This window comes from Streptomyces sp. NPDC000134, assembly GCF_042899225.1.
Taxonomy (GTDB): Bacteria; Actinomycetota; Actinomycetes; order Streptomycetales; family Streptomycetaceae; genus Streptomyces.
In genome coordinates this window covers 18,081-36,399 of the sequence record NZ_JBIAZN010000029.1, presented here as the reverse complement: position 1 = coordinate 36,399, position 18,319 = coordinate 18,081, and the positions used below count along the sequence as shown (strand labels likewise).

The following is an 18,319-nucleotide window of genomic DNA, read 5'->3' as shown; positions in this document are numbered from 1 at the left end:
GCCCGGGGACGGACCCGGCCGACACACCTCACGGACGGAGCATCACCATGCCCACGCCATCGGCCGCCCGGATCGCCGTCGTCGGAGCCGGTCCCGGCGGTCTGACCTGCGCGCGCATCCTCCAGCGGCACGGCATCGACGTCACCGTGTACGACCGGGACACCGGCCCCGGCGCCCGCGACCAGGGCGGCAGCCTCGACCTGCACGAGGACAACGGCCAGATCGCCCTGCGCGAAGCGGGGCTGCTGGAGGAGTTCCTCCGCCTCTCCCGTCCCGAGGGGCAGGAGATGCGCCGGCTCGACCACGCGTCGGGTGCCATCGGCTTCCACCACGTCCCCGCCGAGGGCGAGCGCTTCAAGCCCGAGATCGACCGCGGCCGCCTGCGCGGCCTGCTCCTGGACTCGCTCCGGCCCGGCACCGTGCGCTGGGGCCACGCCCTGCGCCGCGTCGAAGGCCCCCGCGAGGGCCCCCGCCGACTGCGCTTCGCCGACGGCACCACCATCGAGGCCGACCTCGTCATCGGCGCCGACGGCGCCTGGTCCACGGTCCGCCGCGCCGTCTCCGACGCCGTCCCGCGGTACACCGGCATCAGCTTCCTGGAGGCGTGGTTCCACGACGTCGGCGACCGGCACGCCGGGATCGCCGGACTCGTGGGCCTGGGCAGCGCCCTCGCGGCGGACGGAGAGCGGGGGCTGTTCGCCCAGCGCAACGACGGCGACCACATCCGGGTCTACGTCATACAGCGCGTCCCCGCCGACTGGATCACCGGCGCCGGCCTCACCGCCGGGGACACCGACGGCATCCGCGCCGTCCTCCTGGACCGCTACCGCGCCTGGTCGCCCAGGCTGCGCGGCATGCTCTCCGACAACGACGGCCCCTACGTCGACCGCCCCCTGTACGCCCTGCCGGTCCCCCACACCTGGGACCCGGACCCGGCCGTCACCCTGCTCGGCGACGCCGCCCACCTCATGCCCCCGCTCGGCGTCGGCGTCAACCTCGCCATGCTCGACGCCTGTGAACTCGCCCTCGCCCTGGCGAGCCACGACAGCGTCGCCGACGCGCTCCGGGCCTACGAGAAGACCATGCTGCCCCGCTCCACCGAGACGCAGCACGCCCTGGACGGCCACGCCCAGGACCTGCTCTCCGCCGCACCGCACGACCCCGGCCACGACGGCGCCCGCTGACCGCTCCCCGTGCGTCCGGCCGGTCCGGCGGCGGTCGAGGCCGGCTCAGGCAGGCGGCGGCCCGGCGTCGCCGGCCGGCCGGAGCAGCGCGGCCAGCTCCCGCTTGAGCACCTTGCCGCTCGGCCCCAGGGGCAGCCGGTCGCGGAAGACCACCCGCCGGGGGCGCCGGTAGGCCGCGATGTGGCGTTCGCCCCAGGCCAGCAGGGTGTCCGCCAGTTCCTCGTCCGGCCGCAGACCGTCCCGCGGCACCACCACGGCGCACACCTCCTGGCCGTGGACCGGGTCCGGGAGCCCGACCACCGCGACCCGGGCGACCGAGGGGTGCCGCAGCAGCGCGTCCTCCACCTCCCGGGGGTAGACGTTGTACCCGCCCCGCAGGATCACGTCCTTCTTGCGGTCGACGACGGTCAGATACCCCTCGTCGTCCAGGCTTCCCAGGTCCCCGGTGCGGAACCAGCCCTCCACGAACGCGGCGGCGGTGGCACCGGGGTCGTCGACGTAACCGGCCATCAGGTTGTGCCCGCGTACGACGATCTCGCCGACCTCCCCGGCGGGGAGCGGCTCCAGGGTGTCCTCGGCCTCGGGCCGGGTGATGGCGACCTCGACGCCCCAGACCGGCTTGCCGACCGTGCCGGGTTTCCTCGGCCAGTCGCGCTGGTTGTAGGCGACACAAGGGGATGTCTCGGTGAGGCCGTACCCCTCGTGGACCGGGCAGCCGAAGGCGGCTTCGAACGCGGCGAGCGTGTCCACCGGCAGGGCCGAGCCCCCGCAGTAGGCGCGCTGCAGCCCCGGCCGCCCGGGACGGCGGCGGGCCGCCTCGATGAGGGCGAGGTACATGGTGGGCACGCCCATCAGGACCGTGCACCCCTCGGCCTCCATCAGGTCCAGCGCCTCCTCGGCGGTGAACCTCCGCATCAGGACCAGCCGCGCCCCGGCCCGGAAGCATGTCCCCATGCCACAGATCTGGCCGAAGGTGTGGGACAGCGGCAGACAGCCCAGCAGCACGTCGGCCGGCCCCATCTCGAACGGGGAGAGCATCGTCGTGGCCACGTTCATCACCAGGTTGAGGTGGGTGAGCGCCGCGCCCTTGGGGCGGCCGGTGGTGCCGGAGGTGTAGAGGATCACCGCGATGTCGTCCGGGGAGCGCGGCACGGCTCCCGCCAACGGCGCCGCGCCGGCGGCGAGTTCGCCGAGCGCGGGGTGCGGGCCGTGCCCGACGCCCGCGCCGACGGTGAGGACGGTAGTGCCCGCCGCCCCGGCCGCGGGTTCCGCCTCGCCCAGCGACCCGGCCGAGCAGACGAGGAGCCGGGCCTTGGCGTGCCGGAGGATGTAGGCGATGTCGTCGCTCTTCAGCAGCACGTTCACGGGTACGGCGGTCGCGCCCAGGGCGAGGACCGCGAAGTACGCCACCGGGAAGTGCGGCGAGTTGTCCACCAGCAGCCCGATCCGGTCGCCGGGGCCCGCCCCCCGCTCGCGCAGCACCGCCGCGTACCGCAGCGCCGAGCGCCAGAGCGAGCCGTAGGTGATCCGCTCGGCGCCGCTGACCACGGCGACGCGATCGGGCCGGCGGGCCGCGGAGTCCGAAAGGATCGTGGCCGCCGAAAGCGTCGCATTCCCGTAAGTACTCATCACCACTCCGCTTCGTTTTCCGGTGATCGGTGATTACCGGCCGTACGACAGCAGGAAACGACTTCTGTGCAAGTTCCGCGGTGGATCCTAGGATGAGCCCGACCCGTTGGGAAGCGAAAAGGAGCGGAACATGGACATGTCCCTCTACATGGACTTCTTCGTGCGCCTCGCCCAGGAAACCGGGGACCGGAAGCGGGAATTTCTCGAACTGGGCCGCAAGGCGGGCCGGTTCCCCACGGCGAGCACCTCGGATGGCGAGATCTCCATCTGGTGCAGCAACGACTATCTCGGTATGGGCCAGCATCCGGACGTCCTGGACGCGATGAAGCGCGCGGTGGACGAATACGGCGGCGGATCAGGCGGTTCCCGGAACATCGGCGGCACGAACCACTGCCATGTGGCGCTGGAACGCGAGTTGGCCGACCTGCACGGCAAGGAGGACGCCGTTCTCTTCGCCTCGGGATATTCGGCCAATGAGGGATCGCTGTCGGTGCTCGCGGGTGTCATCGACGGCTGCCAGGCGTTCTCGGATTCGGCGAACCACGCGTCCATCATCGACGGATTACGGCACAGCGGCGCCCGCAAGCACATATTCCGGCACAATGACGGGCAGCACTTGGAGGAGTTGCTGGCCGCGGCCGATCCGGACCGGCCGAAATTGATCGTCCTGGAGTCCGTGCACTCGATGCGCGGCGACATCGCGCCCCTGGCGGAGGTCGCCGGCCTGGCCAAGCGGTACGGAGCGGTGACGTTCCTCGACGAGGTGCACGCGGTCGGCATGTACGGGCCGGAAGGGGCGGGCATCGCGGCCCGCGCCGGGCTCGACTCCGAGTTCACGGTGGTGATGGGGACCCTCGCCAAGGCGTTCGGCATGACGGGCGGCTATGTCGCGGGACCGGCCGTGCTCATGGACGCGGTACGGGCCCACGCCCGTTCCTTCATCTTCACCACCGCGCTGCCGCCCGCGGTCGCGGCGGGCGCGCTCGCCGCGGTACGGCATCTGCGGCGCTCGGACGTGGAGCGGGAGCGCCTGGCGCGAAACGCCCGGCTGACCCACGGTCTGCTGCGCGAACGCGGCATCCCGGTGCTGTCGGACGAGTCCCACATCGTGCCCGTCCTGGTCGGCGAGGACCGGCTGTGCCGGCGGATGTCGGTCCTGCTGCTGGAGCGGCACGGCGCGTACGTCCAGTCCATCGACGCGCCCAGCGTCCCGGTGGGTGAGGAGATCCTGCGGCTCGCGCCCTCGGCGGTGCACGAGCCCGAGGAGATCCACCGGTTCGTGGACGCCCTGGACGGCATCTGGTCCGAGCTGGGGGCGGCCCGGACCGGCTGAGGGCCCGTCACCGCCGGGGAGGGCCGGGCGGAACGGGCCCGGTGTCCCCGGTGCCGTCCGTCTGCCCCGCTCCGGTCCAGATCCTGCCCAGCTCGGCGGAGGCCGCCATGACCTCGTCGAAGGTGCCCGAGGCTTCCACCCGCCCGTCCACGAGCACCACCACCCGGTCGGCCGCGCGCAGCACCGCCGGCCGGTGGGAGACCGCCAGCACGGTGCGCCTGCCGTCCAGCAGCCTCTCCCACAACTGGCGTTCGGTCTCCGGGTCCAGGGCGCTGGAGACGTCGTCCAGCACCAGGAGTTCGGGGCCGCCCGCCAGCATCCGGGCGATGGCGGCGCGCTGGATCTGCCCGCCCGACAGGCGCAGCCCGCGCGGGCCCACCACGGTCTCCGGGCCGTCCTGCATCGCCGCCAGGTCGGGTTCCATCACGGCGAGGCGGACGGCCTCGCCGAAGGCCGCGCCGTCCCGGCCCAGCAGGACGTTCTCCCGGACCGTTCCGCTGAACAGCTTCGGCACCTGCGGCGTGTAGCCGCAGCGGGGCGCGACCAGGAACGACGCGGGGTCGGCGACGGGTTCCCCGTTCCACAGCAGGGTGCCCGCGTCGCGCGGCAGCAGTCCGAGCACGGCCCGGACGAGGGTGGTCTTGCCGGAGCCGACGCGGCCGGTGACCACGGTGACGGTGTGCCGCTCCACCACCAGGTCCACGTCGGTTATGCCGTGCGGGGTGCCGGGGTGGCGGGCCGTGAGGCCGCGGACGGCCAGTTCCCGCAGGGGCGCCGCCCGTGGCGGGAGTCCCCGGGCGGGTGCCGGCCGCGGGGGCGGGACGGGCCGCGGGGCGCCGTCCGGTGCGGCGGCCGCCCGGCCGTCTTCCGGCTCGGGGGGCGTACCGGACCGCTCCAGGGACCACCGCAGCTTCCCGCCGAGGAAGCCGGCGACCCGGCCGAGCGCCACGGAGACCCGTTGCAGCCGTACGGACAGCATGCCGATCGAACCGAGGGCCTCGGTGAGCACTTGCAGGTAGAAGGCGAACAGGGCGAGGTCGCCGACGCCGAAGGCGCCCTCGCCCATCCGGCCCGCGACCAGCAGCAGCACCAGGGCGACCCCGATCGGGGCCGCGTTGCCGATCACCGTGCGCTGCACGACGGCGTACAGCTCCTCCCGTACGGCGGCCCGTGCGCGGGCGCCGTTCAGCCGGGCGACGTGCGCGGCGACCCGGGGTTCGGCGGCGGCGGCCTGCACCGCGCCGACGGCGCCCACCATCTCCCGCAGGGCCCCCGCCACCTCGCCGGACGCGGCCCGGGTGGCGCGCCGGTAGCGCAGGAACCGGCTGTGGGTCAGCGCGGTGACCAGCGTCAGCACGACGAGGAGGGCGAGGAGGGCGCCGGTGACCACGGCGTCGACGCGCATCATCACCGTGACCGACGCGGCGACGAACAGCCAGTGGGCGAGGTTGGTCGGCGCCCAGGCGACGAAGAACCCCGTCTCGTCGACGTCCTCGCCGACCGTGCGCAGGGACTCGCCGGGCGTGGTGCGGGCGGTCACCTCCGGTCCGCGCAGGGCCGAGCCGAGCAGGGCCTGCCGCAGCTTGGCCGTGGTGGCGTACTGGACCCGGGGCTCCAGCCTGTTGACGATGACGCCGAACTGGACGAACAGGCGTCCCGTCTCGATCCCGGCCACCAGCGCGATGACCAGCCACACGCCGCCGCCCGCGCCGAGGGCGTCGAACAGTCGCTGGAACAGCAGCCCCACCGCGAGGGTGCCCAGCCGCAGCAGGACCCAGAGCCCGGTGAGGGTCCAGTAGGCGCGGGCGGACCCGCGCAGCACGACCACCAGCCGCCCCAGGACCGACCGCCGCTCGCCGTCCCCGGCCGTCACCGGGCGGCCTCCGCGGTGCGCAGCAGTTCGTGGAAGTGCGACGCGGGGTCGGCGGCGAGGGCGGTCCGCTCGCCCTCCTCGACGGCCTTGCCGTCCTCCAGCACCAGGATGCGGTCGGCGGTGCGCAGCAGGTGCGGGCGGTGCTCGACCACGACGGCGGTCCGGCCGTGCAGCAGTCGCTCCAGCGCGGGCACCAGGAGCCGCTCGCTGTACGGGTCCAGCCGGGCCGTCGGCTCGTCCATCAGGACCAGTCCCGGATCGCGCAGGAACACCCGGGCGAGCGCGAGCTGCTGCTCCTCGCCCGCGGACATGCCCCGGGCGCCGGCGCCGAGCACCGTGTCCAGGCCGTCGGGCAGGGAGCGCAGCCAGGGGCCGAGTCCGGCCTCGCCCAGCGCGGCGTGCAGCTCGTCGTCGGGCACGGCGGGGTCGAAGAAGGTGAGGTTGTCGCGGAGCGCGGCGTGGAAGACGTGCACCTCCTGGGTGACCAGCGCGACCCGGTCGCGCAGCGCCCGGGGGTCGAGTTCGGTCACGTCCAGACCGCCGGCCGACACCGTGCCCGACACCGGCCGGTGCAGCCCGAACAGCAGCCGTACCACGGTGGACTTGCCGCTTCCGGTACGCCCCACGACGCCGAGACGTTCACCGGGGCGCAGGGTGAAGGAGACGTCCCGCAGCACCGGTTCGCCGGGCTCGTAACAGAAGGAGACCCGGTCGAAGCGGACGCCGGGCCGCCCGGCCGGCAGGGTCCGGTCCCCCGTGCGGGACGTCGTCGGACGGCCCAGCAGGTCCCTCAGCCGCTGGACGCTCGCGGCGGCGTCCTCCAGGTCGCGGAAGCGGGTGGTGACCGCCAGCAGGGGACGGCGCAGCAGCATGGCGTACGACAGGGCGGCGAAGGCCGTCCCGGTGGAGAGCTGGCCGCGGGAGTGGAGCCAGGCGCTGACCGCCAGGGCGAGGACGACGCTGGCGGCGGACAGGCTCTGCACGGTGGCGGGCCAGCGGGTCGAGGCGCGGGCGGCCTGCCGGGCCCTGCGGTACAGGTCGTCCTGCCGCCGGCCCAGTTCGCGCAGCGTGTACCGCGCGGCCCCGTTGACGCGCAGGTCCTCGGCCGCCGCGAGGCGCTCCTCCAGGAAGCCCTGGAGGTCCGCCGCCACCCGCTGGCGCGCGGTGACGAAGGGCATGGCGTGGCCCACCAGGGCCCGCAGCAGCAGCAGGGTGCCGGCCGCGAACGGGGCGAAGACCAGGGCGAGCCGCCACTCCAGCTCGAACAGGGCGATGAGGATGCCGACGATCAGCAGTGCCTGCGCCAGCAGTTCCAGCAGCAGCGCCGACATCACCGCGGCGAGCCGGGTGACGTCGCCGTCCATCCGCTCGACCAGCTCGCCGGGCGGATGCCTGCGGTAGAAGTCCGGCGGCCGGCTCAGGCAGTGCGCGACCAGGTCCGCGCGGAGCCGGTCGGTGCTGCGCCAGGCCACCCGCGAGGACAGCGCCTCGGTGCCCGCGGTGACCACCAGCACGCCCAGGGCGGCGGCCAGGGACCAGGTGGCCAGGCCCGTCAGCGCGTCGCCGGAGTCGCCCGAGAGCGTGCCGTCGATGAACGCGCGCAGCAGGTAGGGCGCGACGAGCTGCAGGGCGATCCCGGAGGGGACCAGCACAGCGAGCAGTGTCATGGCGGTCCGCTCGCCGCGCAGGTAGCGGACAAGCATGGAAAGGTGCCGCAACGGACTGCCTGCCAACGTGTCCCTCCCCCATTCGCCCGGCGGCGAACGGCCAGCATAAAGTCCCGTACGGCCGCTTGTGAATGACACGGTAATGCCGATTTCGTCCCCTTCCCGGCCGGGGACCGAAGCGTCCTATTGCTCGTGATTGACGCATGCTGTTACACTCCCCAGGTCTCTCGATCCGGACATGCGTTTCTCGACGCCAAAATCCTGGTCAGCCGCGCTCTTCCCGTCGCACTACGCCACGGGCGTCCGAGCGGTTGCGCGGTCGGTCCGGTCGATCCGGAGGCAGCGCGCGTACGTGCACCGACTGCACCGCCCAAGCACCGCCTTGATCAGCCACATGTGAGCGAAACAAGGGGGATTCGTGTCGAGCGACATACGCGGGACGGACTCGATGGACGACAACGTTCTGGTCACCGGTGCGGCCGGTTTCATCGGCTCTCATCTCGTGACGGAATTGAGGAGTTCCGGAAGAAACGTAGTGGCGTTGGACCGCAAGCCCTTTCCGGATGATCTGGAGAGGCAGTCACCAGACCTTTCCGGAACCCTCCGGACGATACGCGGCGACCTGAACTCGCTGCCGCTGGGGGATTGTCTGGAAAACACCTCCACGGTGTTCCATCTGGCCGCGTTACCCGGGGTCCGCCCGTCGTGGACCCAATTCCCCGAGTATCTCCAGTGCAACGTTCTGGCCACCCAGCGCCTGCTGGACGCCTGCGTCCAGGCCGGGGTGGCACGCGTGGTGGTCGCCTCGTCGTCCAGCGTGTACGGCGGCGCGGACGGTTCGATGAGCGAGGACGACCTGCCCCGTCCGCTCTCCCCCTACGGGGTCACCAAACTCGCCGCGGAGAAGCTGGCCCTGGCCTTCGCCGCCCGGGGCGACGCCGACCTGTCGGTCTGCGCCCTGCGGTTCTTCACCGTCTACGGCCCCGGGCAGCGCCCGGACATGTTCATCTCCCGCCTGATCCGGTCGACGCTGCGCGACGAGCCCGTCGAGGTCTACGGCGACGGGACCCAGCTCCGCGACTTCACCCACGTGTCCGACGTGGTGCGCGCGCTGGTGCTGGCCGCGGCGGTCCGGGACCGGGGCAGCACGGTCCTGAACATCGGCACCGGCAGCGCCGTCTCGGTCAACGAAGTGGTGTCCATGACCGCCGAGCTGTCCGGATCGCGCCCCCGCATCTCCTACGGCGCGCCCCGCATCGGCGACGTCCGCTCGACCACCGCCGACGTCCGGCGGGCGGACCGGGTCCTGGGCTTCACGGCCCGGACCGGGCTGCGCGAGGGACTCGCCACCCAGATCGAGGCGACCCGGCGGGCACTGGCCCGCGAAGGACAGGACGCCGTCACGGTCGGCGGTTCCACGGCGTCCGCGCCGCACCTGTAACCGGCATGTGCGGATTCGTCGGATTCAGTGACGCCGGCGCCGGCCGGGAGGACACGGGGGCCACGGCCGAGCACATGCTCGCCGCCGTGGCGCACCGCGGCCCCGACGGCTCGCACCGGCTGCACCACCGGGGTGTCACCCTCGCGCACTGCGCCCTGACCTTCACCGACCCGGACCACGGCACGCAGCCCTTCGTCTCCGCATCGGGAGCGACCGCCCTGGTGTTCAACGGCGAGATCTACAACCACGCCGAACTCCGCGCCGAACTGCGCGCCGCCGGGGTCGCGCTGCGCACCGGCAGCGACACCGAGGTCCTGGTGGAGCTGTACGAGCTGTGCGGAACGCGGATGCTCGACCGGCTGCGGGGCATGTTCGCCTTCGCCCTGCACGACGCCCGCACCGGCACCACCGTGCTGGCCCGCGACCCGATGGGCAAGAAGCCCCTCTACTACACCCGGGTGCCGGACGGCATCGCCTTCGCCTCCGAACTCACCGCCCTGCTGCGCCATCCCGCCGTACCGCGCGACCCCGACCTCGGCGCGCTCGCCGACTACCTGGTGTTCCAGGCGTTCTGCGCCCCCGCCTCGGCCGTGCGGGGAGTGCTCAAGGTGCGCCCCGGAAGCTGTGTCACCCATGAGCGCGGACAGGTGCGGGAGACCGAGTTCTGGCGGCCCCGCCTCACCGGCGGCACCGAGGGGCGCCGGGGTCCCGGACTGCGGGAGGCCGAGCGGCGGTTCGAGGAGTTGTTCCGGGCCGCCGTCGCCCGCCGTGTCACCAGCACCGACCGACGGCTCGGCGTGCTGCTCAGCGGCGGACTGGACTCCAGCGCGGTGGCCGCGGTGGCCCAGCAGCTCCAGCCCGGCCGGCCGGTGCCCACCTTCAGCGCGGGGTTCGTGGACCCGGACTTCGACGAGAGCGGCCACGCCCTGGCGGTCGCCCGCCATCTCGGCACCGAACACCACGTCGTACGGATCGGCGGCCCGGACCTGGCGGGCGTGGTGGAGTCCGAACTGGCGCACGCGGACGAGCCGCTGGCCGATCCCTCACTGCTGCCGATGCGCCTGGTCTGCCGGGCGGCCCGCACCCAGGTGCGGGGCGCCCTCACCGGTGACGGCGCCGACGAACTGCTCCTGGGCTACCGCTACTTCCAGGCCGAGCGGGCGATCGAGCTGGCGCTGCGCGTCCTGCCGGCCCCTCGGCTGGAGACCCTCGTGCGGCAGCTCGCGCGCACGCTGCCGGCCCGGTCCGGCAACCTCCCCGCGGCGGCGGCCCTCGGCCTGCTGGCCAAGGGGCTGCGCGCCGCGCCGGAGCACCGCTTCTACCTCTCGACGGCGCCCTTCGCCCCGGGCGAACTGCCACGCCTCCTCACCCCCGAGGCCGGGGCCGAGCTGGCCGGACACGACCCGTTCACCGAGGTCGCGCGCCTCCTGCGGGACCAGCCCGGTCTCTCCCAGGTCCAGCTCAGCCAGCTCGCCGTGACCGCCCACTTCCTGCGGGACGTCATCCTCACCAAGACGGACCGGGGCGGCATGCGCAGCGCCCTCGAACTGCGCTCGCCCTTCCTCGACCTGGACCTGGTCGAGTACGTCAACTCCCTGCCCACCGAGCTGAAACTGCGCCGGTTCACCGGCAAGTTCCTGCTGCGGCGGGTCGCCGCCGACTGGCTTCCCCCCGCCGTCGTCCGCAGGACCAAGCTGGGCTTCCGCGCGCCGATGGCCGCGCTGCTCCGCGGCGAGCTGCGGCCCCTGCTGCTGGACACCCTCTCCACGGCGGCGCTGCGCCGCGGCGGCCTGTTCGACGCCGGGGCGGTGCGGCTGCTGGTCGACGACCACCTCGGCGGCCGGCGGGACACCTCCCGCAAGCTGTGGGCCCTCCTGGTCTACCAGCTCTGGGCCGAGAACCTGACGGCCCGGCCCCGCTCCTCCGAGTCCCCCGCGTACCCGGCCCTCTCCTAGGAGAACCATGGCTGCTCCCGACCGACCGCTCGTCCACGTGCTCTCCCCCCGGACCTGGGGCGAGTTCGGCAACTACCTGGCCGCGACGCGTTTCTCCCGCGCCCTGCGGAGCGTGATCGACGCGGAGGTGACCCTGCTGGAGGCGGAGCCGATCCTGCCGTGGATCGGCGAGGCCGGGGCGGAGATCAGGACCATCTCCCTGGAGAGCCCCGACGCGGTCGTCCGCAACCAGCGGTACATGGCGCTCATGGACCGTCTCCAGGCACGCTTCCCGGAGGGCTTCGAGGCCGACCCCACGCCCGCCCAGCGGGCCGACCTGGAGCCCCTCACCCGGCATCTGGGCCGGACCGCCCCGGACGTGGTGGTCGGCACGAAGGGCTTCGTGGCGCGGCTGTGCGTGGCCGCCGTCCGGCTCGCCGGGACGTCCACCCGGGTGGTCAGCCATGTCACCAACCCCGGGCTGCTCCAGTTGCCGCTGCACCGCAGCCGCTACCCCGACCTGACGCTGGTCGGCTTCCCCCGGGCGAAGGAGCACCTGGTCCAAGCGGCCGGCGCCGACCCGGACCGGGTGCGGGTGGTGGGCCCGCTCGTCGCCCAGCACGACCTCCAGGACTTCATGACCGGCGACTCGGCCGACGCCGACACCGGCCCCTGGGGCGACGACGGGGGCCCGGACCGGCCCCGGGTGATCATCTTCTCCAACCGGGGCGGGGACACGTACCCGGAGCTGGTGCGGCGCCTCGCCGACCGGCACCCCGGCATCGACCTCGTCTTCGTCGGCTACGGCGACCCCGAGCTGGCCCGGCGCACCGCCGCCCTCGGGCGGCCCCACTGGCGGTTCCACAGCGTGCTCAACCAGCGCGAGTACTTCGACTACATCCGCCGCGCCTCCCGGTCCAGGTACGGACTCCTCATCTCGAAGGCCGGCCCCAACACCACCCTCGAAGCCGCCTACTTCGGCATACCGGTGCTGATGCTCGAATCGGGGCTGCCCATGGAGCAGTGGGTGCCCGGACTCATCGACGAGGAGGGGCTGGGCCGCGCCTGCGCCACCCCCGGGGAACTCTTCGACACGGCGGACGACTGGCTGACCCGTCCGTCGGTGATCGAGGGACACAAGAAGGCGGCGCTCGCCTTCGCCGACTCCGTGCTGGACCAGGACGCGGTGACGGAACGGATCGGAGCCGCCGTACGGCCGCTGCTGGACGCCCGGTGACCGTGCGCCACGAAGCAGCTCCCGCCCCCCGCCTCCTCCTGGTCGCGGAGGCCGGCGGGGTGCGCGCCGAGGGCGACAAGGAGGTGCGCCTCGGGCACCCCCTCACCGGCGACCACCTGGCCCCGGGCCCGCCGGCCGAGGGCGTCTTCGCAGGCTGGCGCTGGGACGGCGAACGCCTGACCGCCCGCAACGACCGGTACGGCGTCTGCCCCCTCTTCTACCGGTCCGGCGGCGCCTCGCTCGCCCTCTCCCCCGACCCGCTGGCGCTGCTGCCCGAGGACGGGCCCGCCGAGCTGGACCACGACGCGCTGGCCGTCTTCCTCCGGCTGGGGTTCTTCCTCGCCGAGGACACCGCTCTCGCGGGAATCCGCGCGCTTCCCCCGGCGGCCACGCTGACCTGGGACGCCGACGGGACGCGCCTGCGCTCCGGGGAACTGCCGATCCCCGGGCCGGCCGCGCTGACCGAGACGCAGGCGGTGGACGGCTTCATCGACCTGTTCCGCGCCTCGGTGGCCCGCCGGGCGCCCGGCGGGCCGTACGACCTGCCGCTCAGCGGCGGCCGGGACTCGCGGCACATCCTGCTCGAACTGTGCCGCCTGGGGACCCCGCCCCGGCGGTGCGTGAGCGGTGCGAAGTTCCCGCCCGACCCGGGGGCCGACGCCCGGGTCGCGGCCGTCCTCGCGGGCAGGCTGGGCCTGCCGCACACGGTGGTGCCGCGTCCGCGCGGGCAGTTCCGCGCCGAGCTGTCCGCGCTGCCCGCGCAGGGCATGACGACCCTGGACGGCGCGTGGACCCAGCCGCTCCTGGCGTACCTGCGCCGCCACAACCGCCTGTCCTACGACGGTCTCGGCGGCGGGGAACTCGCCCAGAACCCCAGCGTCGCCTTCATCCGGGCCCACCCCTACGACCCCGCCGGCCTGCCGGGCCTGGCGGACCGGCTGATGGACGCGGGCCGGACCGGCCCCCACGTGGAGCACCTGCTGGGCCCGCGCACGGGCGTGCTGTGGAGCAGGCAGGCGGCCCGGCGGAGGCTGGTCACCGAGCTGGCCCGGCACGCGGACAGCGCCTGCCCGCTCAGCTCCTTCTTCTTCTGGAACCGGACCCGCCGCTCGATCTCGGCGGCCCCGTTCGCGCTGGGCGACGGACGGCTGGTGACGCACACCCCCTATCTCGACCACGCCCTCTTCGACCATCTCGCCGCGGTGCCGCGCCGGTTCCTGATCGACGGCACCTTCCACGACCGGGCGCTGCACCGGGCCTTCCCCGAACACGCGGACCTGGGATTCGCCTCGTCGGTGCCCCAGCGGAACGGCCCCGCGCTGGTCGCGCACCGGCTGGCGTACCTGCTGGGGTTCCTCGCGCACGCGGTGGCCGTGGAACCGCAGTGGTGGCGCAGCCCCGACCGCTTCCTGCAACGCCTGCTGGCCGCCGGGCGGGGGCCCGGGGCGCCGCAGCGCGTCAGCCGGCTCCAGCCCCTGGCGCTCTACCTGCTGCGACTGGAGGACCTCGCCACCCGGCGGGCCGGCCACCGGTCCTGACCGCACCCGCACAGCCGTCACACCCGCGCACCGCACCGACCACAGCCGCAGGGCCCAGAAGGAGCGCACCGTATGCGAAAGACACTGCCCGTGATCAGCACAGGTCCCGCCGCGGGGACGGCCTCGGGCGGCTGCTCGTCCACGGCCGCGGCCCCGGCCCGTTCGGCGCTGCCGCTGTGGCGCAAGCGCAGGCTGCGCATCGCCCTGGTGCGCCACCACGACCTGTGCCTGAACACCCGTCAGATCGCCCGGGTCCAGAAGCGGGCCGGGGTCCTGCCCCACCTGGGGCTGGGCTACATCCACACCGCGCTGAAGACGGCCGGGTTCCACGAGGTCATCCAGGTCGACACCCCCGCCCTCGGCCTCGACAGCGAGGGCCTGCGCAAACTGCTCGCGGACTTCGGGCCCGACCTGGTGGGGGTGAGCACCACGACGCCCGGACTGCCCGGCGCGATCGAGGCGTGCCAGGCGGCCAAGAGCACCGGGGCCAAGGTGATCCTGGGCGGGCCGCACACGGAGGTGTACGCGCACGAGAACCTCGTCCACGAGTGCATCGACTACATCGGCGTCGGCGAAGGCATCACGATCATGCCGGAACTGGCGGAGGCGATGGAGCGGGGCGAGGACCCGGAGGGCATCCGCGGCCTGGTGACCCGCAAGCACGACGGCGGTGCCGCGCCCATGGTGAACCTGGAGGAGGTCGGCTGGCCCGAACGCTCCGGGCTGCCGATGGACAGCTACTACTCCATCATGGCCCCGCGGCCGTTCGCCACGATGATCTCCAGCCGCGGCTGCCCCTTCAAGTGCAGCTTCTGCTTCAAGCAGGCCGTGGACAAGAAGTCCATGTACCGCAGTCCCGAGGACGTCGTCGGCGAGATGACGGAACTCAAGAAGCGGTGGGGGGTGAAGGAGATCATGTTCTACGACGACGTGTTCACCCTGCACCGCGGCCGGGTGCGGGAGATCTGCGCGCTCATCAAGGAGCAGGGCCTGAAGGTCCGCTGGGAGGCGCCCACCCGCGTCGACCTGGTGCCGGAGCCGCTGCTGGAGGCGATGGCCGGGGCCGGGTGCGTGCGCCTGCGGTTCGGCATCGAGCACGGCGACAGCGAGATCCTCGAACGGATGCGCAAGGAGAGCGATCTGGGGAAGATCGAGAAGGCGGTCACCGACGCGCACAACGCCGGGATCAAGGGCTTCGGGTACTTCATCGTCGGCTGGCTGGACGAGACCCGGGAGCAGTTCCGCCGGACCGTCGACCTCGCCTGCAAGCTGCCGCTGGACTACGCCAGCTTCTACACCGCGACGCCGCTGCCCGGCACTCCCCTGCACACCGAGTCCGTGGCCGCCGGCCGGATACCGCCCGACTACTGGGACCGGTTCGTGCGGGGCGAGTTCGACGCGCGGATCGGCTACCTGGTGCCGGACGCGCAGGAGCGCGCCCAGCGGGCGTACCGGTCCTTCTTCATGCGCCGTTCGATGGTCAAGCCGCTGGTGACGCACATGGCGGTGACCGGCCAGTGGCGCAACACCCTGGACGGCCTGCGCAGCCTGCACCGGTCCACGTCCAACACCGACCGTGACTTCTGAGCCCGCGGCCCCGGCCGTCCCGCGTCCGCCGGCCCGCCCCGGTCCGCCGGTCCCCCTCAACCGCCCGCTCGGGCCGCGCCGGCGCCGGCCGGCCGGCGAGGGCCCGCTGACGCACCATCTGCGCCGCACGATGGCCCGGGGTTTCCGGCCCCCCGCGTCCTGGGACGTCCCGGTCCGGCACGTGCTGCCGGGGCTGCCGCAGGACGGGACCCGGCGGGCCGAGGAGGCCGCGGCGGCGCTGCGCACGCCCCCCGGGCAGCCGGGCATCGCGATGGTCGTGCCGACCTACGTCACCCGGACCGGTCTGGCGCGGCAGCGGGAGTGGTTCGGCGCGCTGCTGGACCAGGCCGCCGCCATGGCCGAGGACCACCCCCACGTGCCGCTGGTGCTGTTCGTCGGCATGCAGTGGTCGTCGGCCGGTGAGGAGGCGGAGTCGCTGCGGCGCCTGCGGGTCCTGCTGGCCGACGCCCGCGCCCGACTGCCCGCCCTGCGGGTCTGCGGTCTGTCGCTGCCCGGACCGGGCAAGCCGCGCACCCTCAACGGGGCCATCGCGGTCGCCGAACTCCTCGGCTGCGCGGGCGTCGGGTGGGCCGACGACGACGTGGTCCTGGACGACGGCTGCCTGTCCGGGCTGGTACGGGACTTCCTGGCGGCGGGGTGCCGCGGCGCGGTCGGCGCGACCAAGATCGCGCACACCCACGCGAACGCCACTTCCCGGCTGCTGTCCCGGGCCAAGGCGATCGCCGCGCCGGCCACGAACTACCCCCACGGCTGCTGCCTGCTGGTCGCCACCGACGTGGTCTCCGGCGGGCTGCCGGGACGCTACCTGTCCGACGACGGCTATGTGTGCTACCGGCTCCTCGACCCCGCGCTGCCCGACCCGCTGGCCCGGCTGAAGCTGGTGCCGGACGCCCGGTGCCACTACTACGTGGCGGGGCCGGCCGGTGAGACCCGCCGCCGCATCCGCCGGCTGCTGCTCAACCACCTCGTCGACGTCGCCGACTGGCCGCTGCCCGTGGTCCGGTACTACGTCGGCCACGTCCTGTTCGGCGGCATGTGGCCCGTGACCGGCTTCGACTCCTCCCGCGGTGTCCGTCCGGGCGTGCAGAAGGCGCTCATCAAGTGGCTGTACTTCGCGTGGTTCGCGGGCATCGGGGGCGAGCTGTACGCCCGCGGGCTGCTGGGCAGGCCGCTGCGGGGCATCGAGTGGGCCCCGTACTCGGACATCCGCAGGCTCACCCCGTCGTCCCCGTCGTCCGGTGTGTCCGAACCGTCCTCATCCACGCCTCAGGAGAGCTGATGAAGGTACTCTCGCTCCACTCCGCCGGGCACGACACCGGCGTCGCCTACTTCGAGGACGGGCGGCTGGTCTTCGCCGTCGAGACCGAGCGGCTCACCCGGGTCAAGCACGACCACCGCTGCGACGTGGCCCTGCGGCACCTGTTCGCGCAGGAGTGCGTGGACGTCGACGGCATCGACCTGGTGGCCGTGAGCACGCCGGTGCGCAGCGCGCTGCTGCGCATCCCCGACCTGGACCGGGCCCTGGAGCGGACGGCGGCGGGCGCCCCGCACCACCGGACCGTCTGCGAGATGCTGGGGCGCCGGGTGGACTGCGTGGTGGTCACCCACGAGGTCTCCCACGCGGCGCTGGCCGCCCACTACGCGGGCTGGGAGGAGGGCACCGTCGTCCTCGTCAACGAGGGCCGCGGACAGGTCACCCGCAGTTCCCTGTTCCGGGTCTCCGACGGGGTGCTGAAGTGGGTCGACAAGGACCCGCTGCCCTGGTTCGGCAACGGCTTCGGGTGGACGGCGATCGGCTACCTCCTCGGTTTCGGGCCCAGCCCCAGCGTGGCCGGCAAGGTGATGGCCCTGGGCGGCTACGGGCAGCCCGACGCCCGCATCCGCGAGCAGTTGCTGGCGGTCGACCCGGACGTGATGAACGACCGGGAACTCGCCGAGCGGGTACGCGCGGACCTCGCCGCCCGGCCCGAGTTCGACTCCGGGTTCGAGACCGCCTCGCACGTGGTGGCGACGTTCCAGGAGATGTTCACCGAAGCCGTCCGGGAGGTGCTCGACCGGCATGTGACGCGCACGGCCGCCGGAGCGGGCCCGATCGCCCTCGGCGGCGGCTGCGCCCTGAACATCGTGGCCAACTCGGCGCTGCGGGCCCACTTCGGACGGTCCATCGCCATCCCGCCCGCCTGCGGGGACGCGGGACACCTGACGGGAGCCGGCGTCTACGCCCTGTCGCAGGTGGCCGGCGTGCCGCCGGAGCCGTTCGACGTGTACCGCAACGGCGGCGGCGACAGCCGCGCCGACGTGCTGGACGCGGTGGAGCGCGCGGGACTGCGGGCCGTCGACTACGACCGGTCCGAGGTCGCCGCGGTGCTGGCCGCCGGCGGTGTCGTGGCGCTGACGCAGGGGGCGGCGGAACTGGGGCCGCGCGCCCTGGGGCACCGGTCGCTGCTGGGCTCCCCCTCGGTGCCGGGGATGCGCGAGCGGATGAGCGAGAAGCTGAAGCAGCGCGAGTGGTACCGGCCGCTGGGCGCCGTGCTGCGCGACGAGCGGTTCGCCGCGCTGTACCCGGGGCAGTCGCCGTCGCCGTACATGCTCTTCGAGTACGGGCTGCCGGAGGGGGTCGCGCCCGAGGCGCGGCACGTCAACGGCACCTGCCGGATTCAGACCCTGGGCCCCGAGGAGGAGCGGCTGTACGGTCTGCTCGGCGCGTTCGAGGACCTGACCGGGGAGCCCGCGCTGATCAACACCTCGCTCAACGGGCCGGGCCGGCCCATCGCGCACACCGCCCGGGACGTGCTCGACGACTTCGCGCACACGGACGTCGACCTGTTCGTGTTCGACGATCTGATGGCGCGGGGCGACACGACCCGCTGACGCC

Annotated in this window: 12 protein-coding genes; 9 read left to right on the top strand and 3 right to left on the bottom strand. The window is 73.6% G+C overall.

Annotated features, from left to right (window positions below; all coding sequences use genetic code 11):
- Positions 1-47 precede the first annotated feature (47 nt).
- Positions 48-1,184: an NAD(P)/FAD-dependent oxidoreductase gene (locus ACFY32_RS31430; protein ID WP_359202394.1), complete on the top strand. Its 1,137-nt coding sequence runs from the start codon at positions 48-50 to the stop codon at positions 1,182-1,184.
- A gap of 45 nt (positions 1,185-1,229) precedes the next feature.
- On the opposite strand, the gene ACFY32_RS31425 is transcribed toward ACFY32_RS31430, so the two are convergent.
- A complete protein-coding gene (locus tag ACFY32_RS31425) occupies positions 1,230-2,813 on the bottom strand; it encodes a long-chain fatty acid--CoA ligase (protein ID WP_390676091.1) in 1,584 nt (527 codons plus the stop codon).
- Between the two features lie 130 nt (positions 2,814-2,943).
- Here ACFY32_RS31425 and hemA point away from each other — a divergent pair, with 130 nt between their 5' ends.
- Positions 2,944-4,146: a 5-aminolevulinate synthase gene (gene hemA, locus ACFY32_RS31420; protein WP_390676090.1), complete on the top strand. Its 1,203-nt coding sequence runs from the start codon at positions 2,944-2,946 to the stop codon at positions 4,144-4,146.
- A 7-nt stretch (positions 4,147-4,153) separates the two neighbouring features.
- Here hemA and ACFY32_RS31415 read toward each other — a convergent pair whose 3' ends face one another.
- Entirely contained in the window at positions 4,154-6,019 is a 1,866-nt protein-coding gene (locus tag ACFY32_RS31415; RefSeq protein WP_359202390.1) for an ABC transporter ATP-binding protein, read from the bottom strand.
- On the bottom strand, positions 6,016-7,722 hold the full coding sequence (locus tag ACFY32_RS31410) for an ABC transporter ATP-binding protein (RefSeq protein ID WP_390676089.1): 1,707 nt from the start codon (positions 7,720-7,722) through the stop codon (positions 6,016-6,018). The genes ACFY32_RS31415 and ACFY32_RS31410 overlap by 4 nt, the downstream gene beginning before the upstream one ends.
- A 412-nt stretch (positions 7,723-8,134) precedes the next feature.
- Between ACFY32_RS31410 and ACFY32_RS31405 the strand changes: the two genes are divergently transcribed.
- The 7 genes from ACFY32_RS31405 (at position 8,135) to ACFY32_RS31375 (ending at position 18,315) form a co-directional block, all read left to right on the top strand.
- Positions 8,135-9,127, top strand: coding sequence for an NAD-dependent epimerase/dehydratase family protein (locus tag ACFY32_RS31405; RefSeq protein WP_390676088.1), 993 nt, complete (start codon positions 8,135-8,137; stop codon positions 9,125-9,127).
- Between the two features lie 5 nt (positions 9,128-9,132).
- Positions 9,133-11,082 carry an asparagine synthase (glutamine-hydrolyzing) gene (gene asnB / locus ACFY32_RS31400; protein ID WP_390676087.1) on the top strand — a complete coding sequence of 650 codons (1,950 nt, stop codon included), beginning with the start codon at positions 9,133-9,135 and terminating at the stop codon, positions 11,080-11,082.
- Between the two features lie 7 nt (positions 11,083-11,089).
- Positions 11,090-12,298 (top strand): Moenomycin biosynthesis protein MoeGT1, encoded by a 1,209-nt coding sequence (locus ACFY32_RS31395; RefSeq protein WP_359202382.1) that lies wholly within the window; start codon positions 11,090-11,092, stop codon positions 12,296-12,298.
- A gap of 2 nt (positions 12,299-12,300) precedes the next feature.
- Positions 12,301-13,836, top strand: coding sequence for an asparagine synthetase B family protein (locus tag ACFY32_RS31390; RefSeq protein WP_390676086.1), 1,536 nt, complete (start codon positions 12,301-12,303; stop codon positions 13,834-13,836).
- Positions 13,837-13,908: 72 nt separating this feature from the next.
- Complete coding sequence (locus ACFY32_RS31385; RefSeq protein WP_359202378.1) at positions 13,909-15,423, top strand: B12-binding domain-containing radical SAM protein; 1,515 nt, start codon at positions 13,909-13,911, stop codon at positions 15,421-15,423.
- Complete coding sequence (locus ACFY32_RS31380; RefSeq protein WP_359202376.1) at positions 15,413-16,723, top strand: hypothetical protein; 1,311 nt, start codon at positions 15,413-15,415, stop codon at positions 16,721-16,723. Before ACFY32_RS31385 ends, ACFY32_RS31380 begins: the two co-directional genes overlap by 11 nt.
- On the top strand, positions 16,723-18,315 hold the full coding sequence (locus ACFY32_RS31375; RefSeq protein ID WP_390676085.1) for a carbamoyltransferase C-terminal domain-containing protein: 1,593 nt from the start codon (positions 16,723-16,725) through the stop codon (positions 18,313-18,315). Before ACFY32_RS31380 ends, ACFY32_RS31375 begins: the two co-directional genes overlap by 1 nt.
- Positions 18,316-18,319 lie beyond the last annotated feature (4 nt).

Excerpts from the sequence above, each read along its gene's own strand:
- asnB (WP_390676087.1), top strand. The coding sequence starts at position 9,133 with ATGTGCGGATTCGTCGGATTCAGTGACGCCGGCGCCGGCCGGGAGGAC.
- ACFY32_RS31430 (WP_359202394.1), top strand. The coding sequence starts at position 48 with ATGCCCACGCCATCGGCCGCCCGGATCGCCGTCGTCGGAGCCGGTCCC.
- ACFY32_RS31375 (WP_390676085.1), top strand. The coding sequence starts at position 16,723 with ATGAAGGTACTCTCGCTCCACTCCGCCGGGCACGACACCGGCGTCGCC.
- ACFY32_RS31395 (WP_359202382.1), top strand. The coding sequence starts at position 11,090 with ATGGCTGCTCCCGACCGACCGCTCGTCCACGTGCTCTCCCCCCGGACC.
- ACFY32_RS31385 (WP_359202378.1), top strand. The coding sequence starts at position 13,909 with ATGCGAAAGACACTGCCCGTGATCAGCACAGGTCCCGCCGCGGGGACG.
- ACFY32_RS31425 (WP_390676091.1), bottom strand. The coding sequence starts at position 2,813 with ATGAGTACTTACGGGAATGCGACGCTTTCGGCGGCCACGATCCTTTCG.
- hemA (WP_390676090.1), top strand. The coding sequence starts at position 2,944 with ATGGACATGTCCCTCTACATGGACTTCTTCGTGCGCCTCGCCCAGGAA.
- ACFY32_RS31405 (WP_390676088.1), top strand. The coding sequence starts at position 8,135 with ATGGACGACAACGTTCTGGTCACCGGTGCGGCCGGTTTCATCGGCTCT.
- ACFY32_RS31410 (WP_390676089.1), bottom strand. The coding sequence starts at position 7,722 with ATGCTTGTCCGCTACCTGCGCGGCGAGCGGACCGCCATGACACTGCTC.